The sequence below is a fragment of the Citrobacter sp. CK191 genome, assembly GCF_030333435.1.
GTDB classification, from domain to species: Bacteria; Pseudomonadota; Gammaproteobacteria; order Enterobacterales; family Enterobacteriaceae; genus Citrobacter_B; species Citrobacter_B koseri.
The window spans coordinates 102,434-119,605 of the sequence record NZ_JAOWFX010000034.1; the positions used below are offsets into that span (position 1 = coordinate 102,434).

Below are 17,172 nucleotides of genomic sequence, written 5' to 3' on the forward strand. Positions count from 1 at the left end.
TGTCAGAAGCCGTTCATATTTGTCATATTGCGATTTTTCTTCATGGAGCGTGATATGCCGCAGCACAGACGTCACTTTTTCGCCAGTGCGCGCGGGCGACTGCTGTTTTTTAATCTGCTGGTAGTGGCGGTGACGCTGATGGTGAGCGGCGTGGCGGTGCTGGGTTTTCAGCATGCGAGTCAAATACAGGAGCAGGTGCAGCAGCAAACCGTCGATGACATGACCGGCAGTATGAACCTGGCGCGCGATACGGCGAACGTGGCGACGGCGGCGGTGCGGCTGTCGCAGGTGGTCGGCGCGCTGGAGTACAAGGGCGAAGCGGAGCGGTTGCAGGAGACTCAGCGGGCGCTCAGGCATTCACTCGAACAGCTGGCGACCGCCCCGCTGGCGCAGCAGGAACCGGGGCTGGTGGCCCGCATTATTCAACGCAGCAACGAGTTGCAGACCAGCGTGGCGGGCATGTTGCAGCGCGGGCAGCGGCGGCATCTGGAACGTAATACGCTGCTGAGTTCGCTGTATCAGAATCAGAGTTACCTGCGGCATCTGCAACAGCTTGATGCGGCGTTGTTCAGTCAAATGGATCGCCTGATTCGCGCCGCCATCGAAACGCCGACGCCGCGCGCCGTCATTAAACAGCTGGATGGCGTGATGCGCGCTCTGCCTGAGCAACATGCCGATCCGCTGGTGAACGTGATTCTGTCTGACTTTAACCAGGAGTTACGCAAACTTGAACCGCTCTCGGCGGCGCTGGAGCAAAGCGACCTGGCCATCAGCTGGTACATGTTTCACATCAAAGCGCTGGTGGCGATTTTAAACAGCGACATCAATCAGTATGCGGCGCAGGTGGCGATCATCTCAGAACAGCGGGTGGCGCAAAGCCATCAGGAATTGCGCTCCGGCGCGTTGTTTATCATGACCTTCGCCCTGCTGGCGGTGGTGATTACCGGCTTTGCCGGGTGGTATATCTACCGCAACCTCGGTTCTAACCTGACGGCGATTTCGCGCGCCATGACCCGGCTGGCGCACGGCGAATCGGATGTCAGCGTCCCTGCCTTGCAGCGGCGGGACGAGCTGGGGGAACTGGCGCGCGCGTTTAACGTTTTTGCCCGCAATACGGCGTCGCTGGAGCGCACCTCCCGCCTGCTGAAAGAAAAGACCTCCCAGATGGAGATCGACCGAACGGAGCGTCAGGGGCTGGAAGAGGCGCTGCTGCACAGCCAGAAACTGAAAGCGGTAGGGCAACTGACGGGCGGGCTGGCGCATGATTTTAACAATCTGCTGGCGGTGATTATCGGCAGTCTGGAGCTGGTCAGCCCCGACTCGCCGGATGCGCCGCGCATTACCCGCGCGCTGAAGGCCGCCGAGCGCGGGGCGCTGCTGACGCAACGCCTGCTGGCGTTCTCCCGTAAACAGTCGCTGCATCCGCACTCGGTGGAACTGAAAACGCTGCTGGAAAACCTGAGCGAACTGATGCGTCACTCGCTACCGGCCACGCTGACGCTGGAGATAGAAGCCCAGTCGCCCGCCTGGGCCGCATGGATAGACGTCAGTCAACTGGAGAACGCGATCATCAACCTGGTGATGAACGCCCGCGATGCGATGGAAGGACAAACAGGGACGATCAAAATCCGCACCTGGAACCAGCGGGTTACGCGCAGTGACGGACGTCGTCAGGATATGGTGGCGCTGGAGGTGATCGATCACGGCTGCGGTATGTCGCAGGAGGTGAAGGCGCAGGTGTTCGAGCCGTTCTTCACCACCAAACAGACCGGCAGCGGCAGCGGGCTTGGGTTATCGATGGTTTACGGCTTTGTGCGCCAGTCAGGCGGTCGTGTCGAAATTGAGAGCGCGCCGGGGCAGGGGACGACGGTCAGATTACAGCTTCCCCGCGCCATCGCGCCTGCGGTGGCAAACCTGGAGCCGGTTGCGGTGCAAAGTACCGCCAGCGACGAGAAACTGGTGCTGGTACTGGAAGATGAGGCGGATGTTCGTCAGACGTTGTGTGAGCAACTGCATCTGCTGGGGTATCTGACGCTGGAGGCCGCCAACGGCGAGCAGGCGATGCAGATGCTGGCATCATCCGGCGAGATTGATGTTCTTATCAGCGACTTAATGCTGCCAGGCAGTCTGAGCGGCGTGGAGGTGATCAACCATGCCCGCAAACATTATCCCCGCCTGACGCTGCTGCTTATCAGCGGGCAGGATTTACGCCCGGCGCATAACCCCGCGCTGCCGGAGGTGGCGCTGCTGCGTAAACCATTTACCCGGGCGCAGCTCGCGCAGGCGCTGCGGGCGGCGCATGTGCAGGCCTGATAAGCGTCGCGATATCACCGCGACGACAGAAAACGGCAGCGCGCCAGCGTTGCCGCGCCCTGCGCGCCGTTAAACGCGGAGGACGAGGCGGCAATAAAACGTACGGCCTGATACGGCAACGGTCGGCGCAGGTATTTTTGGATCAGGGTAATTAATTGTTCGCGCGGGAAAGCCTGCATATCCATCACGCCGCCGCCCAAAATCACCGCATCGGGATCGAACAGATTTATGCTGGTGGCAATCGCGCGGGCGGCGCTTTCCAGCAGCGCCTGGACGAATGGCGCTTCTCCGGCGTGGACAAACAGTGCGTCCAGCGCGAAATCCCGTGGCTGTTGTTCGTACCAGCGTTTCAGCGCCAGCCCGGAACAGACCGTTTCGAGGCAACCTGGATTGCCGCAGGCACAGGTCTGCGTCATGTCGCCCTGGGGAATGTGCCCCAGTTCGCCCGCCACGCCATGCGCTCCAGTCCAGGGCGCGCCGTTCATCCACACCGCGAAGCCCATTCCCGTGCCGAGGTAGGCAGCCAGCACCTGCTGCTGTGTGAGATGATTTTCCACGACGTCATACGACAGCTGTAAGTTCACGTCGCGGGAAAACGCGACCGGGCAGCCCAGCGCATCCTCCAGTTTTCCCGCGAGGTCATGCACTTCTTCAGGTTGCAGCGGCAAATTGGGTGTCGAAATGATGGTGCGGTTGTCTTTGCCGACCAGCGCCGGAAATCCCATCACCAGACCACGGCAGCGCGCCCCGTAGCGTGCGATCTGTTCGCTAATCATCTGCGCAATACCGGCCACCACGCCGGGCGCGATCACCTCCGCCGTACGCTGTTTCTCACAGTGCAGAGTCTCACCGCTTGCCGTTTGCAGGCAAAAACGGATATGGGTCGCCCCCATATCCACACCCGCCACAACGCTATGCTGTTTTTGCATGAGGCAGTACCTCGTTTTTCGCCGTCAGGATCTGCGCCGTCATCACTTGCCATGCGTCGTCGATATTCTCCGCGTGGTTAAACAGCCCGGAGGTGCCGACGATAAAGACATCCGCACCTGCCGCCATTAATTTTTCGTAGGTGGCCTGATTGCAGGAGCCATCCACTTCAATTTCGTAATGCAGCCCTTCACGCTCGCGCCAGGCTTTCAGCTCGGCGATTTTATCCAGCATTTCCGGGATGAACGGTTGCCCGGCAAAGCCGGGATCGACGGTCATCACCGTCACTTTATCAGCCTTATGGATATAGTATTTCATCGCCTCAACCGGTGTTTCCGGGTTGAGAATCAGGCCCACTTTCATACCGTGGCGGCGGATTTCGTCAATCAGACGGAATGCCTGACCGTTGATGGTTTCCGGGTGCAGCGTGATGAAATCCGCACCGGCGCGCGCCAGTTGACCAATATAATCCTGCGGACGCGTCACCATCAGATGACAATCAAGAGGTTTGCTCGCCAGTTTCTTGACCTGGCTGACGAAGAAGGGGGACAGCGTCAGATTCGGCACAAAGTGGCCATCCATAATATCAATATGAAAATAGTCTGCATGGCTGTCGATAAATTCGATCTGTTCTTTAAACTTCAGCAGATCCATACACATTAAAGAGGGAGAGATTTTCATGATCCATTCCTTACTTACTGATAAGACGGTCAAGGGCGACAGCCGCGATAATTAATCCGCCCATCACCACCAGTTGGTAATAGGTTTGTACCTGCAAAATATTCAGACCGTTGTTGATGGTGCCGATGATTAAGCCGCCAATTACCACCGAGAAGATGCGTCCCTTGCCGCCGAAGAAGCTGGTGCCGCCAATGATGGCGCTGGCGATGGCGTAGGTTTCAAAACCCATTCCGGCTAAGGGTTCTGCGGCGCCGAGTCGCGCAGTAGAAACCACGCCTGCCAGTCCCGCGCAAATGCCGGAGATGATAAACACCACCAGGATGTGAAACTTCACGTCAATCCCGGAATAGAACGCCGAGTTTTTGTTGCCGCCGAGCGCGTAGATGTTGCGCCCAAGCCGCATGCGGGTAGTGAGGAACCAGAGGATCACCGCGACAATCAGCGAGAAGATGACCGGCACGGGGACACCTAACACGCTGGCGGCGAAGAAGTTCACGAAGTCGAATGAGAAGCCGTATACCGAGTTGGCGTCGGAAATCACCAGCGTGATACCACGGAAAATCGCGTTAGTGCCAAGGGTGATAATGAACGGATGCAGGCCAGTCCAGTTCACCAGGCAGCCGTTAATCGCCCCCAGCGCACCGCCGACCAGCACGCCGCCAATCAGCGCCGCAAAGAACGGATCGACGCCTGCCAGCATCAGTTTGGCCGTCACCATCCCGGACAACGCCAGAATCGCCCCGACGGAGAGGTCGATACCGGCGACCAGGATGGCAAAAAATTCACCCATGCCGATCAGCACCGTTACCGAACTCTGGACAAAAATCTGGGTGATGTTGTTGGTGGTCAGAAAATATTCTGACGACAGCGAACCGAAGATGGCGACGATAATCGCCAGGATGAAGAAGGTGCCGTATTTATCCCAGAACAGCGCAAAGTTGAACGGTTTCTTCCCGTTCACGTCACCTTTTACTCTTGTGGTAATGCCCATGCCATAATCTCCTCTTCGCTCATGTCATCGCGATTGGTCAGGATTTGCGTCAGTCGTCCTTCGCAGAACACGGCGATGCGGTCGCAGACGGCGATAATTTCAGGAAGTTCAGATGACACCATCAGGATGACTTTTCCGTCGTCCGCCAGCTGGCGCATCACTTTATAAATTTCGGCTTTCGCACCGACGTCGATACCACGGGTCGGCTCGTCGAAAATGATCACCTCCGGGCTACAGCACAACCATTTGGAAATCAGCACCTTCTGCTGGTTTCCGCCGGAGAGTTCGGTGATGTTCTGGTTAACGGAATGACACTTCAGCGCCAGCAGTTCGCGCTGCGCTTCGGCGGTACGCTGCTCGTCGCCTTCGTGGAACAGGCCCATCGCCCCCTTAAAGCCGCCGCTTTTCAGGCTGCGGCCGATCGCCATGTTCTGGGCGATAGAGAAATTGGGGAAGAAGCCGTTATCCCGGCGGCTTTCGGTGATGTAAGCCATCCCTTTTTTCACCGCATCCAGGGGTGAGCGCGGGGAGATGGTTTTCCCGTTCAGACGGATCTCGCCGCTTGCGCGTTTATCGACGCCGAACAGGCAATCCATCAGCTCGGTGCGCCCGGAGCCGACCAGTCCGGCGAAGCCTAAAATTTCGCCCCGGCTGACGCTAAAGGAGATATCGCGAACCTTTTTCTTGTCGCGGCTGGTGACGTTTTTCACCTCGAATACCGTATCGCGCTCGATATTGCCGGTGCTCTCTTTCATGGCGTTAAAGCGGTTTTGCAGTTCGCGGCCAACCATCAGGCGGACGATATCGTCGTTGCTGACGTCGCTCACCATCCCGCTGCAAACGCTGCTGCCGTCTTTCATCACCGTATAGCGATCGCAGATGCGGCGAATTTCCGCCAGCTTATGCGAGATGTAGACGATGGCGGTGCCCTCTTTGCGTAGCTGGTTCATGATCAGAAACAGGTAGTCCACCTCTTTATTGGTGAGCGAGGAGGTGGGTTCGTCCATGATGATCACTTTGGCGTTGAGCATCAGCGTCTTGGCGATTTCCAGCATTTGCTTATGGCTGATGGATAAATTCGCCACCTTTTCGTCTAAATCGACTTTTAAACCGACGCGCAGCAACATCATGGCGGCCCGTACGCGCATCTCTTTCCAGTCAATCATATTGACGCCACAGACTTTTTTCGTCAGATGACGACCAATATATAAATTCTCCAGCACGGTTAATTCATCAATCACGCTGAGTTCCTGATAAATAATGCCGATACCGAGTTGTGCCGCTAATTTATGATCCAGCTTGTCGTAATTAACGTTATTAATCGTAATGGTGCCTTTGGTCGGTTCATGTATTCCCGATAGAACCTTCATCAACGTTGATTTACCGGCGCCATTTTCTCCTAATAATGCGTGTATTTCATAAGGATAAACCGTTAAATCAACCGATTTTAATGCGTGAACCGGACCAAAGGATTTGCCGATCCCCGCCATCGAGATATATGGCGTGACCATAATTAACCTCTTTTACACTTCATCCTTCAAGCTGCCTCTTTGTTGGCTGCCTTCGCTCACCCCAGTCACTTACTTATGTAAGCTCCTGGGGATTTACTCAGTTGCCGCCTCGATGCATCTCGAATGATTTTGTGTAAGAAAAATATTGACTAAATCAGTGCCATTGCCTGATGGCGCTACGCTTATCAGGCCTACGTTCGCGTCGCCATCCGGCCTATTTACGGACTTACTTTGCGACCAGGATGGAATCGACCAGCTTAAATTCCGGCGCTTTATCCAGCGGGATCACGTTGCCTGATTTCGCGGCATCCACCATCAGCCTGAGCCCTGTCGCGCCGATATCCGCAGGGTTCTGAGCGATGGTCGCCGTCATCTGTCCGGCCTCCACCATTTTGCGGGCTTCCGGGATACCGTCTGTACCCACTACCAGCACTTTTCCGCTTTTCCCGGCGTTAGCCACGGCCTGGGCGACGCCCATCGCCATGGTGTCGTTAGCGCAATAAATCGCTTTGATATTCGGGTTGCGTTGCAGCACGTTGGTGGCAACGTCTAACGCTTTGATTCGGTCCCAGTCTGCGGGTTGGCTGGCGACCAGCTTGATTTGGCTTGCCTTTTTGAAAGCCTCGGTTGCGCCATTGCGGCGCGCCTCGCCGGAGGCGTTACCGGCTTTACCTTCAATAATGGCGACTTCACCGCCCTCGGCGCCCAGTTTTTCAATAATGAACTCCGCGCCTTTGGCGCCTACGGCGACGTTATCGGTAGTGACAAACCCTTCGACGTTACCGCCCGCTTTTTTCAGGTTATCCATATCGATTTTTTCATCGAGATTGACCAGATAAATCCCTTTCTTCCACGCGCGGGCGACGGGCATCACCAGGTTTACTGAGGATAATGGCGCAAAGGCGATACCTTTGTAATTTTTATTGCTGAGATCTTCGAATAGCTGCAACTGAGACTGAAAGTCGCCTTCCGAAGGCGAGGCAAAAATATCGACGCTGACGCCCAGCGTTTTTGCTTCATCTTCAATACCTTTTTTCATATCCACCCAGAATGGATTGGATAATGTTTTTAATACTACGGCATATTCGGCGGCGGCAAATGCGCTGGTGGACAACATTAAGCCCATAGCCGCACCGCTGAAATATTTCAGATATTTATTCATAGCAGTATTCTCAGTGTAGGGTGTTGCTCCCGAAAATGAGAGCAACGAGCATTTTATTTCAGCGCGCCTGGTGAAAAGAAATCAACAATTGCGCCAGTTTTTTGCATATTAATGGTTGCCTGTTCGATATTCAGTTGGGCGACGGAAACAAAAAATGCATCCAGTAGAGTGAGTTGTAATATGCGTGCGGAAGCATTACGCCCTAATAACGGTGTTTCTGGTGCTGGCGAACAAATAATATAGTCAGCCAATTTGGCGATAGGTGAATGGTAGCTGTGGGTGATACAGATAATTTTGGCACCATTCCTTTTCGCCAGTTCAACCGCGGCTTTTACATCACTGGTGCGCCCGGAATGGGTCACCACCAACACGACATCGCCTTCTTTTAATAGCGATGCGGACATCATCATGATGTGCGCGTCCGGGTAAGTCTGGCAGCGCACGCCGATGCGTAAGAACTTATGCTGTACGTCCGCGCAGATGGCATTCGACCCGCCAGCGCCATACAAATCACGCTGCTTCGCCTGATAAAAGAAGCGTGCGGCGCGATGAATCTCATCCACGTTGACGATTGACTGACCTTCCATAATGGTGCGCAAGGTAATGTTGAATACCTTATTCACCACATCCTGCGGCGCTTCATCAAAGGCCAGTTCGGCAGGCAATACCTGCTCAGACTGAGAAAAATAGTCTTCCAGCGCGCTGCGTAAGTTGCGAAACCCGCTGAATCCCAGCAGTTTCGATACCTTAACAATCATGGCTTCAGATACCGCCAGCGCCTCTGCGACATCTTTAATGGCTGGCGCGCTACTGAGATTACCCGGCTTGAGTAACCACTCGACGATACGGCTCTCGTTCTCCGTCATGCCTTCCTGCTTCATGCGCAGGTAAGGCGCAAGCCCGATGCCGTTTGGAAGCCCTGAATCAAATTCTGACTGACTCATTACGTTCTCTTGTCCTTGAAATGAAGACGCCACTATATCACCACAGCAGGAACAGAAAAGATGCTGACAACTTCACAAAATAGTTAAATTTATAAAGTTTGTCATTTTGTGAATTTAATAGCGTTGATAAAAATACGGAATGAAAATAAGTCAATATAAAACAATGAATTATAGTTTTTGCTTGTTCAGGCGCAGCCTGTGTAAGCATCAAGGTCGGGTATTTGTCGCTCTTGCTTTGCCGAACGGAGGTGTGTAGAACAGGCCCATACAGCGTCTTTCTGTCGATTTATTGTTCTTTTAAATTCATTTAAATCACAAATATTTTTTATTCGTAAAGTTTGGCCGGGGCGAGAATGAGTATGAAAAAGATTGCATTTGGCTGTGATCACGTTGGTTTTATCCTGAAACAGGATATTTTGACGCACTTAACCCAGCGCGGTATTACGGTGATTGATAAGGGAACCTGGTCGCCGGAGCGCACGGATTACCCGCATTATGCCAGCGAGGTGGCACAAGCCGTTGTCTCTGGCGAGGTTGATGGCGGTATTCTGGTGTGTGGCACCGGTGTGGGGATTTCGATAACGGCAAACAAGTTTGCCGGGGTCCGCGCCGTCGTTTGCAGCGAACCCTATTCGGCACAGCTTTCGCGCCAGCATAATGATACCAACGTGCTGGCTTTTGGCTCGCGGGTTGTTGGGCTGGAGCTGGCAAAAATGATCGTGGATGCCTGGCTGGATGCGGGGTTTGAAGGGGGGCGCCATCAAAAGCGCGTGGAGGCGATTATGGCGATAGAACAGCAGGGCAAATGAGATTCCTCCGCTACACGTCGAACAGGCCATTCGCTACCGTGAGGGGAAGATCTCTGCGAGGCTGGTTTTATGAAACGCTATTCTACGCTCATTGCTCTGGGCCTGTTGTCGCTGACGACGCTTCCTGCGCATGCCGATATTGTTGATGACACCATCGGTAATATTCAGCAGGCGATCAATGACGCGTATAAATCTGACAACGGGCGGGATTATGAGGATGACCGCCGTGATGAAGAGTGGCAGCGCCAGATGAGCGATGATCGCCGCAGACAATATGACGACAGACGCCGTCAGTTTGAAGATCGGCGTCGCCAGTTGGACGATCGCCAACGCCAGCTCGATCAAGAACGTCGTCAACTGGAAGATGAAGAGCGCAGAATGGAAGACGAGTACGATCGTTAACCGCGCGACAATCGTAGGCCGGATAAGGCGCAATGCGCCGCCATCCGGCGTAAGGCTACTCCAGCACAATCTCCATCCCGTCATATCCGGCTTCAATGCCACCCGGCAGGGGGTTATCCATCAGCCATACGTCGAACGAGTGGCTGATGTGGGTGAGAATGATCCGTGGGCAGTGAATCACCTCATTGAGCGCGATAACCGTGTTTACATCGCAGTGATTACGCGGCGCTTCCGCGCGTGGCGCGTGACTACAGTCGATGACGATCGTCTGCGGCTGGTTATTCAGCAGAAATTTTACTGTCTTGTCCGGCAGCGCTGCGGTGTCCGACAGCCACGCGACGCGGCTGTGCGCAGATTCCAGCAGATAGCCAAACGTCAGTTTTGAATGGTTAAGCGGCAGCGGCGTTACCTGTAATCCCTGGAGATCGAAGACCACAAACGGTTCGACGGTATGGCTGAAATCAAGGATGCCGGGATGTTTAAACAGATCGTCGCAGCCCTGTTCATCCGGCGGACCATAAACCGGAATCGCGGCGCCCACGCCCCAGCGCAGGGGGAACAGCCCCTGAACATGATCCATATGATAATGCGTGAGCAGAAACTGCTGAAAAGATCCGGCGGGCCAGCGATCGGTAAGATCGTGCAGGCCCGCATCAAGCAGCGTTACCGCGTCATTGAATTTGACGACGCCGCTACAGGGGCGGCGGCGATACTGCTCCTGTAAGCGTGCCCGACGGCAGGCGAGACAATCGCAGCCGTATGCTGGCACGCCCTGTGCGCCGCCGGTTCCTGTAAGCGTAATCGTCAGGCTCATTAGTCACCTCAAAGCGCTTTGGTAAAACGAAAATGGCTTTGCGCATACCCTTCACGCAGATAAAACCGGTGCGCATCATGGCGTTTCACGCTGGTGGAAAGCTCCGTCATCTCCGCGCCGGCCTGGCGGGCTTCTTCTTCCGCCCATGCCAGCAACCGGCTGCCGACTTTCAGACCTCGCGCCTGCGGCATCACCACCAGTTCCTGGATCTCCCCGATCCAGTTAGCGTGATGCAGGTGGTACTGCATATGCAGGCCGATCATCCCGACAACCTGCCCGTCGCGCAGCGCCAGCTGGTAGCGTATCGTGCGATCCTGCAAATTTGAGGCAAACCCGGCTCGAAAGGCCTGGCGATCGAACTCCGCTTGTTTCAGTTCGCAGATCAGTTGATACACCGCGTCGGTATCGTCCGGCGTGGCCCGGCGTAGTTCACAGACAGGCATGGCTTTTCTCCTGGCGGCCCATTAACGTTAACAAGGTATCGACTGACTGTAGCAAACTTCCGTCATTATTGAGGATATGACAGTTAAAAGGGGCGTAACGGGCCGCACGCGCCAGGCGAGCGGCAATCTCGGTTTCGCTTTCACGCCCGCGCGCCTGTAGACGCTGGCGCAAAATATCGGGAGAGACCTGCAAACAGATGGGTAGCAGCGCTTTGCCGTAGCGGGCCTGCGCCTGCGGCAAATGGGCGCGTGAGCCGTTAACCACCACGTCAAAACCGGCGTGCAGCCACAGATCGATCTCCACGCCAACGCCGTAGTACAGGCCATTAGCGTGCCAGCTCAGCGCCAGTAAATTTTGCCCTGCCCGAGTGAAAAACTCCTGCTCGCTCAGCGCAATATGGTTCTCGTTGCCCGCGTTAGCCGCACGCGTGATATAGCGGTGCGCAACCAGCAACTGCGTATGTTCCCGCTGGCGGAGCGCCGCCAGCAAACTGTCCTTACCGGAGCCGGACGGCCCCATCAGCCAGATCAGTTTTCCCATAGTCAGAACACCCTTTTACCCTGACGCCAGACGTGGTCGATATGAATGTGATCGCCTTTACGGTGCGCCAGCACCAGATCGGCGCGCCTGCCTTCGGCGATGATGCCGCGATCGTCGAGATTCAGCGCGCGCGCCGGGTTGCGTGTCACCAGGTGCATTGCCTGCGGCAGCGTAAATGTGTTGGCCTCGTCGTCCGCCACGCGGAATGCCGCGTCGAGCAGGCTGGCGGGGTAATAGTCGGAGGAGAGGATATCCAGCAACCCCAGTTCTGCCAGCTTATGCGCCGCCACGTTGCCGGAGTGCGAACCGCCGCGCACGATGTTGGGCGCGCCCATCAGTACGTTCATCCCATGCTTGCGTGACGCCTCTGCCGCCTCGAACGTGGTAGGAAATTCGGCGATCACGCTGCCAAGCTGATGCGATTCCAGCACATGATCGGGCGTTGCGTCATCGTGGCTCGCCAGCGCGAGATGACGTTCGCGGCACATCTGTGCGATGGCGGCGCGGTTCGGCTGCGACCAGCGCGCCGCAAGCTGAAGCTGTTCCTCTTCGTAGTGGGCCATCTGCTCATCATTGAGTGAATATTTGCCCTGATAGTATTCACGGTACTTCTCGCGGTTAGCGAACTGGCGCTGACCTGGCGAGTGATCCATCAGCGAGACCAGCGTTACCGGCTCGCGATCCACCAGCTTTTCGAACAGCGGCAGGGTGGTGTGATGGGGCAATTCACAGCGCAGATGCAGACGGTGTTCGGCGCGGTTAACGCCGCGTTTCTGCGTCTCTTCGACGGCATTGATCATCTTTTCCAGATTTTCCAGGCGATCGCCGCCGTCGCGGACATCGCCAATCGCAACGGCATCCAGCACGGTGGTGATACCGCTGGCGACCATCAGCGCGTCGTGGCTGCTCATGGCGGAATGGGCGGGCCAGTCCACCTTCGGGCGCGGGGTGAAGAATTTGTCGAGATTATCGGTATGCAGCTCAATTAAACCCGGCAGCAGCCAGCCGCCTTCGCCATCCAGCGCCTCGGGGTGACGGCTCTGACTTTCCGCAAAGGCGCGGATAATCCCATCCTGCATTTCCAGCGATCCCTGCACCACTTCGTCTTCCAGCACCAGCTTTACGTTGTTGATAATCATGATGTGGTTCCCATCAGATGCAAACGATCCGCTACGCGATCGCGTACGGTTTGATCGTGAAAAATGCCGACAATCGCCGCGCCGCGCGCTTTGGCTTCTTCAATCAGCGCGACCACGGCGGCGCTGTTTTTGGCGTCCAGTGAGGCGGTGGGTTCATCAAGCAGCAGGATCGGGTAATCGACGATAAACCCGCGCGCGATATTCACGCGCTGCTGCTCGCCGCCGGAAAAGGTGGAGGGCGCGAGATGCCATAGCCGTTCCGGGACGTTCAGGCGCGTCAGCAGGTTCGCGGCTTTCGCGGCGCACGTTTCGCGGGCGACGCCCAGATCCAGCAGCGGCTGCATCACCACATCCAGCGCGGAGATCCGGGGGATCACGCGCAGAAACTGGCTCACCCAGCCGATCGTCGAACGACGCACTTCCAGCACCTTGCGCGCCGGGGCCTGCACCAGATCGATCCACTCATCGCTATGACGAATGTGGATGTGCCCTTCGTCCGGCAGATAGTTGGCATATAGCGAGCGCAACAGCGTCGATTTACCGCTCCCGGAGTGGCCGTGCAGCACCACGCATTCACCGTTTTGTACCTCCAGAGAGGCGTTTTGCAGCACCGGCAGGCGCACGCCATTTTGCTGGTGCAGCACAAAGGTTTTACTGACGTTTTCTACGCGAATCATTTTGGCCTCTTAATTCTGATTGCCGGATGGCGGCTTCGCCTTATCCGGCCTACAGGTGCGCTTTTTGTAGGCCGGGTAAGCAAAGCGCCACCCGGCAAAACAAAAAATCAGCAAAACAAAAAATCAGTTCTGCAATACCGACGACACCAGCAACTGGGTATAAGGGTGGTGTGGATCGTCGAGCACGCGGTCGGTTAATCCACTTTCCACCACCTGACCTTGCTTCATCACCAGCAGACGGTCTGCTAACAGGCGCGCCACGCCCAAATCGTGGGTGACAATCACCACAGCCAGATCCAGTTCCACCACCAGGCCGCGCAGCAGGTCCAGCAGCTTTGCCTGTACGGAAACGTCCAGCCCGCCGGTAGGTTCGTCCATAAACACCAGCTTCGGGTGAGTGACCAGGTTGCGGGCGATCTGCAAACGCTGCTGCATCCCGCCGGAAAAGGTGGTCGGCAGGTCGTCGATGCGCGAGGCCGGAATTTCCACCTCCTCCAGCCAGCGCTTCGCCGTGGCGCGAATTTCACCATAGTGACGCGCGCCGGTGGCCATCAGGCGTTCGCCGATATTGCCGCCCGCCGAGACCTGGCGGCGCAGTCCGTCCATCGGATGCTGATGCACCACACCCCATTCCGTGCGCAGCAGGCGGCGGCGGTCGGCTTCGCTCATGCCGTACAGTGAACGGTTCTGGTACAAAATGTCGCCGGACTGCGGCGTCAGGCGCGAGGAGATGGATTTCAGCAGGGTGGTTTTGCCGGAACCGGACTCCCCGACAATGCCCAGCACTTCACCAGGCCACAGGTCAAAAGAAACATCGCTGAAGCCTTTGCCCGGCGCGTAGAGATGGGTCAGGTTATTGACTGAAAGCAGCGGTTGCGTCATTTGCTGAGTGCCTCGCTCTGTTGGCGGCAATAATCGGTGTCGGAGCAGACAAACATCCGTTTGCCGGTGTCATCCAGCACCACTTCGTCGAGATAGCTGTGCGTTGAACCGCAGATGGCGCAGGGCTCATCCCAGGTTTGTACGGTGAACGGGTGATCGTCGAAATCGAGGCTTTCCACGCGGGTCCAGGGCGGCACGGCATAGATGCGTTTTTCGCGCCCCGCGCCGAACAGTTGCAGCGCGGGCATCATATTCATCTTCGGGTTGTCGAATTTCGGGATCGGCGACGGGTCCATGACGTAGCGGTCATTGACCTTCACCGGGTAGGCGTAGGTGGTGGCGATATGGCCGAAGCGGGCGATATCTTCGTACAGCTTCACCTGCATGACGCCGTACTCTTCCAGCGCGTGCATGGTGCGGGTTTCGGTTTCGCGCGGTTCGATAAAACGCAGCGGTTCAGGGATCGGCACCTGGAAGATAATGATCTGATCTTCGGTCAGCGGCGTTTCCGGGATCCGATGACGGGTCTGGATCAGCGTTGCGTCTTCGGTGCGTTCGGTGGTGTTCACGCCGGTTACGCGCTTAAAGAAGTTGCGGATCGACACGGCGTTGGTGGTGTCATCCGCCCCCTGGTCGATCACTTTCAGAATGTCCGGCTCGCCAATCACGCTGGCGGTAAGCTGAATGCCGCCCGTTCCCCAGCCGTAGGGCATCGGCATTTCACGCCCGCCGAACGGCACCTGATAACCGGGGATCGCCACCGCTTTTAAAATAGCGCGGCGGATCATGCGTTTGGTTTGCTCGTCGAGATAAGCAAAGTTGTAGCCGGAGAGGTTAGTCGTCACGGGCGGCCTCCTGTTGCAGGCGTTTGAGCAGTTCCAGTTCAGCCTGGAAATCGACGTAGTGGGGGAGTTTGAGGTGCGAAACAAAACCCGCCGCCTCGACGTTATCCGCATGCGCCAGCACGAACTCTTCGTCCTGCGCCGGGCCCGTGACCGTTTCATCGTATTCGGGTGCCTGTAGGGCTCTTTCCACCAGCGCCATCGCCATTGCTTTACGTTCGCTCATGCCGAACACCAGTCCGTAGCCGCGGGTAAAGTGCGGCGCGTCGTTTTCCGGTGCGACAAAGCCGTTGACCATTTCGCATTCTGTCATCAGCAGTTCGCCGACGTTTACGGCAAATCCCAGCTCTTCCGGCACCGTTTCCAGCCCGACGTAGCCGCTGCGGATCTCACCGGCAAACGGGTGGTTGCGCCCGTAGCCGCGTTGCGTGGAATACGCCAGCGCCAGCAGATACCCTTCGTCGCCGCGCATCAGCTGTTGCAGGCGTGAGGAGCGCGAACAAGGGTAAACCGGCGGCGTGCGGGTGATGTCGTCCGGTACGGCGCCGCTGTCTTCTTCACGCTTCGCCAGCCCCTGGTTCGCCAGCAGAGAAAAAACGTGCGGCGCGGCGTCCTGCATGGCGTCAGCGGTACGCAGCGGCGGCGTTTCGCCGTTTGCCAGCAGGGTAAAATCGAGCAGGCGATGGGTGTAATCGTAGGTCGGCCCCAGCAGCTGCCCGCCGGGAATATCCTTGTAGACGGCGGAAATACGGCGCTCTAAACGCATCTCTGCGGTGTTCAGCGGCTCACTGACCGCCAGCTTTGCCAGCGTGGTGCGGTACGCGCGCAGCAGGAAGATGGCTTCGATGTTATCGCCGCTGGCCTGTTTTAAGGCGAGCGCGGCCAGTTCGCGGTCGGCGATGCCTCCTTCGGTCATCACGCGATCCACGGCCAGGTTCAACTGTTGCTCGATTTGCGCCACGCTCAGCTCGGCGAGGGTGTCGTCGCCCCGGCGTCGGTTTTCCTGCAACGCGTGGGCGTTGGCTATCGCCTTTTCGCCCCCTTTGACGGCTACGTACATCAGCACACCTCCACATGGGTGGTTCGCGGAATCGCCAGCAGTCGCTCGCCGCAGGTGAGGATGAGATCGACCCCCAGCGGGAACGGGTGCGGGCGCTCAGTCAGTTCATGGATGAGGCACTCCGGCAACTGCGGGGCAATCATGCGTTCTTCGGCGATACCCGCCCCGGTCAGGCGCAGCATACGTCCACCGCTCAGGCTGGCGACCTGGACGATCAGGGTGGCGCTGGTTTCCGGCGCGACGGCGCTTCCGGCGGAAAGGGCGTTTAGCTGCTCGCTGCTGATGAGTTCATCGGCGACGGCAAAGGCGGCTTGCTGCGGCTGTTCAACCAGCGGCGCGCTGGTGTGAAAGCGCAGGTTCTGACTGGCAATGTCGTTGTTGATGGACGGCGCGAGCCATACCGGGGTGTCGCCGTCGACCAGAGTGAGCAATACGCTGGTGGTGGCCAGATTCAGCGGCTGCCAGCCGTGCTTCAGTTGATGCAGGGCGACAATCACCCCCGGCTCGCTCATCGCCTTCAGCAGGCGACGAAAACTCTGTTGCGCGTCCTGAACGGGCAGGGTAAAGGCGGTTTGTAGGGTCATGCGTTATCTCCGCGTACCAGCGTAAAGAAGTCGACCCGGCTGGCGTTTACTTCGGCGCGGCGAGCGGTAATGTGTGCGTCGCGTTCCGCCTCCAGCGGGGCAATTAAGGTTTCCATTAAGGTCTGGAAGTGAGTGTGCTCCTGCAACAGCGCGTCGATGACGGCGCACTGCTCGGCGTGGTGTTTGTTGCGCCCCAGCAGGTAGCTGTAGCCCAGCGTGCCGCTCTTAAGACGCACCACCGCACGGGTCAGCGTGGTATCTCCGGCGAAAAAGCGGTTGCCGGTGCCGCCCATGCGGGCCTGAATCTGCATCAGCCCGGTTTCCGGGGCGCGAATCAGTTCATATTCCGGCGTGAGTTTCAGCGCCTGCATTTTCACGTTAAGCGCGTCGGCGTTGCTGTAAGCCAGCGCGCGCATCCAGCGCTGGCGAGTGGCGGTATCGAAGTGCATT

19 protein-coding genes are annotated in these 17,172 nt (G+C 57.1%); 3 read left to right on the forward strand and 16 right to left on the reverse strand.

Features of this window, described 5'->3' with window-relative positions; translation table 11 throughout:
• Window positions 1-54 precede the first annotated feature (54 nt).
• Window positions 55-2,313, forward strand: coding sequence for a hybrid sensor histidine kinase/response regulator (locus OGV82_RS20210; RefSeq protein WP_286462829.1), 2,259 nt, complete (start codon window positions 55-57; stop codon window positions 2,311-2,313).
• 14 nt (window positions 2,314-2,327) lie between these two features.
• On the opposite strand, the gene alsK is transcribed toward OGV82_RS20210, so the two are convergent.
• The 6 genes from alsK to OGV82_RS20240 form a co-directional block, all read right to left on the reverse strand.
• Window positions 2,328-3,242, reverse strand: a complete 915-nt coding sequence (gene alsK, locus OGV82_RS20215) for an allose kinase (RefSeq protein WP_047459611.1) — start codon at window positions 3,240-3,242, stop codon at window positions 2,328-2,330.
• Window positions 3,226-3,921, reverse strand: coding sequence for a D-allulose-6-phosphate 3-epimerase (alsE, locus tag OGV82_RS20220; protein ID WP_047459608.1), 696 nt, complete (start codon window positions 3,919-3,921; stop codon window positions 3,226-3,228). The genes alsK and alsE overlap by 17 nt, the downstream gene beginning before the upstream one ends.
• 10 nt (window positions 3,922-3,931) lie before the next feature.
• On the reverse strand, window positions 3,932-4,912 hold the full coding sequence (gene alsC / locus OGV82_RS20225; RefSeq protein WP_012134559.1) for a D-allose ABC transporter permease: 981 nt from the start codon (window positions 4,910-4,912) through the stop codon (window positions 3,932-3,934).
• Complete coding sequence (gene alsA / locus OGV82_RS20230) at window positions 4,891-6,423, reverse strand: D-allose ABC transporter ATP-binding protein AlsA (RefSeq protein WP_012134558.1); 1,533 nt, start codon at window positions 6,421-6,423, stop codon at window positions 4,891-4,893. Before alsA ends, alsC begins: the two co-directional genes overlap by 22 nt.
• Before the next feature lie 226 nt (window positions 6,424-6,649).
• Window positions 6,650-7,585 (reverse strand): D-allose transporter substrate-binding protein, encoded by a 936-nt coding sequence (alsB, locus tag OGV82_RS20235; RefSeq protein ID WP_012134557.1) that lies wholly within the window; start codon window positions 7,583-7,585, stop codon window positions 6,650-6,652.
• 53 nt (window positions 7,586-7,638) lie between these two features.
• Window positions 7,639-8,529 (reverse strand): MurR/RpiR family transcriptional regulator, encoded by an 891-nt coding sequence (locus OGV82_RS20240; RefSeq protein ID WP_047459603.1) that lies wholly within the window; start codon window positions 8,527-8,529, stop codon window positions 7,639-7,641.
• 359 nt (window positions 8,530-8,888) lie between these two features.
• Between OGV82_RS20240 and rpiB the strand changes: the two genes are divergently transcribed.
• Window positions 8,889-9,338, forward strand: a complete 450-nt coding sequence (rpiB, locus tag OGV82_RS20245) for a bifunctional allose-6-phosphate isomerase/ribose-5-phosphate isomerase RpiB (RefSeq protein ID WP_024130821.1) — start codon at window positions 8,889-8,891, stop codon at window positions 9,336-9,338.
• A gap of 69 nt (window positions 9,339-9,407) precedes the next feature.
• Window positions 9,408-9,740: a DDRRRQL repeat protein YjdP gene (gene yjdP, locus OGV82_RS20250; RefSeq protein ID WP_012134552.1), complete on the forward strand. Its 333-nt coding sequence runs from the start codon at window positions 9,408-9,410 to the stop codon at window positions 9,738-9,740.
• A gap of 55 nt (window positions 9,741-9,795) precedes the next feature.
• Here the strand turns inward: yjdP and phnP are convergent, their stop codons facing one another.
• From phnP to phnG, 10 genes are all read right to left on the reverse strand, one after another.
• The gene (gene phnP / locus OGV82_RS20255) at window positions 9,796-10,554 is read right to left on the reverse strand and encodes a phosphonate metabolism protein PhnP (RefSeq protein ID WP_047459600.1); all 759 of its coding nucleotides are present in this window, start codon (window positions 10,552-10,554) and stop codon (window positions 9,796-9,798) included.
• A gap of 8 nt (window positions 10,555-10,562) precedes the next feature.
• Window positions 10,563-10,997, reverse strand: a complete 435-nt coding sequence (gene phnO / locus OGV82_RS20260; RefSeq protein ID WP_012134549.1) for an aminoalkylphosphonate N-acetyltransferase — start codon at window positions 10,995-10,997, stop codon at window positions 10,563-10,565.
• The gene (gene phnN / locus OGV82_RS20265) at window positions 10,984-11,538 is read right to left on the reverse strand and encodes a ribose 1,5-bisphosphokinase (protein WP_012134548.1); all 555 of its coding nucleotides are present in this window, start codon (window positions 11,536-11,538) and stop codon (window positions 10,984-10,986) included. Before phnN ends, phnO begins: the two co-directional genes overlap by 14 nt.
• 2 nt (window positions 11,539-11,540) lie before the next feature.
• Window positions 11,541-12,677 (reverse strand): alpha-D-ribose 1-methylphosphonate 5-triphosphate diphosphatase, encoded by a 1,137-nt coding sequence (gene phnM / locus OGV82_RS20270; protein ID WP_047459597.1) that lies wholly within the window; start codon window positions 12,675-12,677, stop codon window positions 11,541-11,543.
• Entirely contained in the window at window positions 12,674-13,354 is a 681-nt protein-coding gene (gene phnL, locus OGV82_RS20275; RefSeq protein ID WP_047459594.1) for a phosphonate C-P lyase system protein PhnL, read from the reverse strand. The genes phnM and phnL overlap by 4 nt, the downstream gene beginning before the upstream one ends.
• A gap of 123 nt (window positions 13,355-13,477) precedes the next feature.
• Entirely contained in the window at window positions 13,478-14,236 is a 759-nt protein-coding gene (gene phnK, locus OGV82_RS20280) for a phosphonate C-P lyase system protein PhnK (RefSeq protein ID WP_047459591.1), read from the reverse strand.
• Window positions 14,233-15,024, reverse strand: coding sequence for an alpha-D-ribose 1-methylphosphonate 5-phosphate C-P-lyase PhnJ (gene phnJ / locus OGV82_RS20285; protein WP_174234025.1), 792 nt, complete (start codon window positions 15,022-15,024; stop codon window positions 14,233-14,235). Before phnJ ends, phnK begins: the two co-directional genes overlap by 4 nt.
• Window positions 15,025-15,070: 46 nt before the next feature.
• Window positions 15,071-16,138, reverse strand: coding sequence for a carbon-phosphorus lyase complex subunit (locus tag OGV82_RS20290; RefSeq protein ID WP_012134543.1), 1,068 nt, complete (start codon window positions 16,136-16,138; stop codon window positions 15,071-15,073).
• Window positions 16,138-16,722 carry a phosphonate C-P lyase system protein PhnH gene (phnH, locus tag OGV82_RS20295; RefSeq protein ID WP_047459587.1) on the reverse strand — a complete coding sequence of 195 codons (585 nt, stop codon included), beginning with the start codon at window positions 16,720-16,722 and terminating at the stop codon, window positions 16,138-16,140. The genes OGV82_RS20290 and phnH overlap by 1 nt, the downstream gene beginning before the upstream one ends.
• Complete coding sequence (gene phnG / locus OGV82_RS20300) at window positions 16,719-17,171, reverse strand: phosphonate C-P lyase system protein PhnG (RefSeq protein ID WP_012134541.1); 453 nt, start codon at window positions 17,169-17,171, stop codon at window positions 16,719-16,721. Before phnG ends, phnH begins: the two co-directional genes overlap by 4 nt.
• Window position 17,172: the final 1 nt, after the last annotated feature.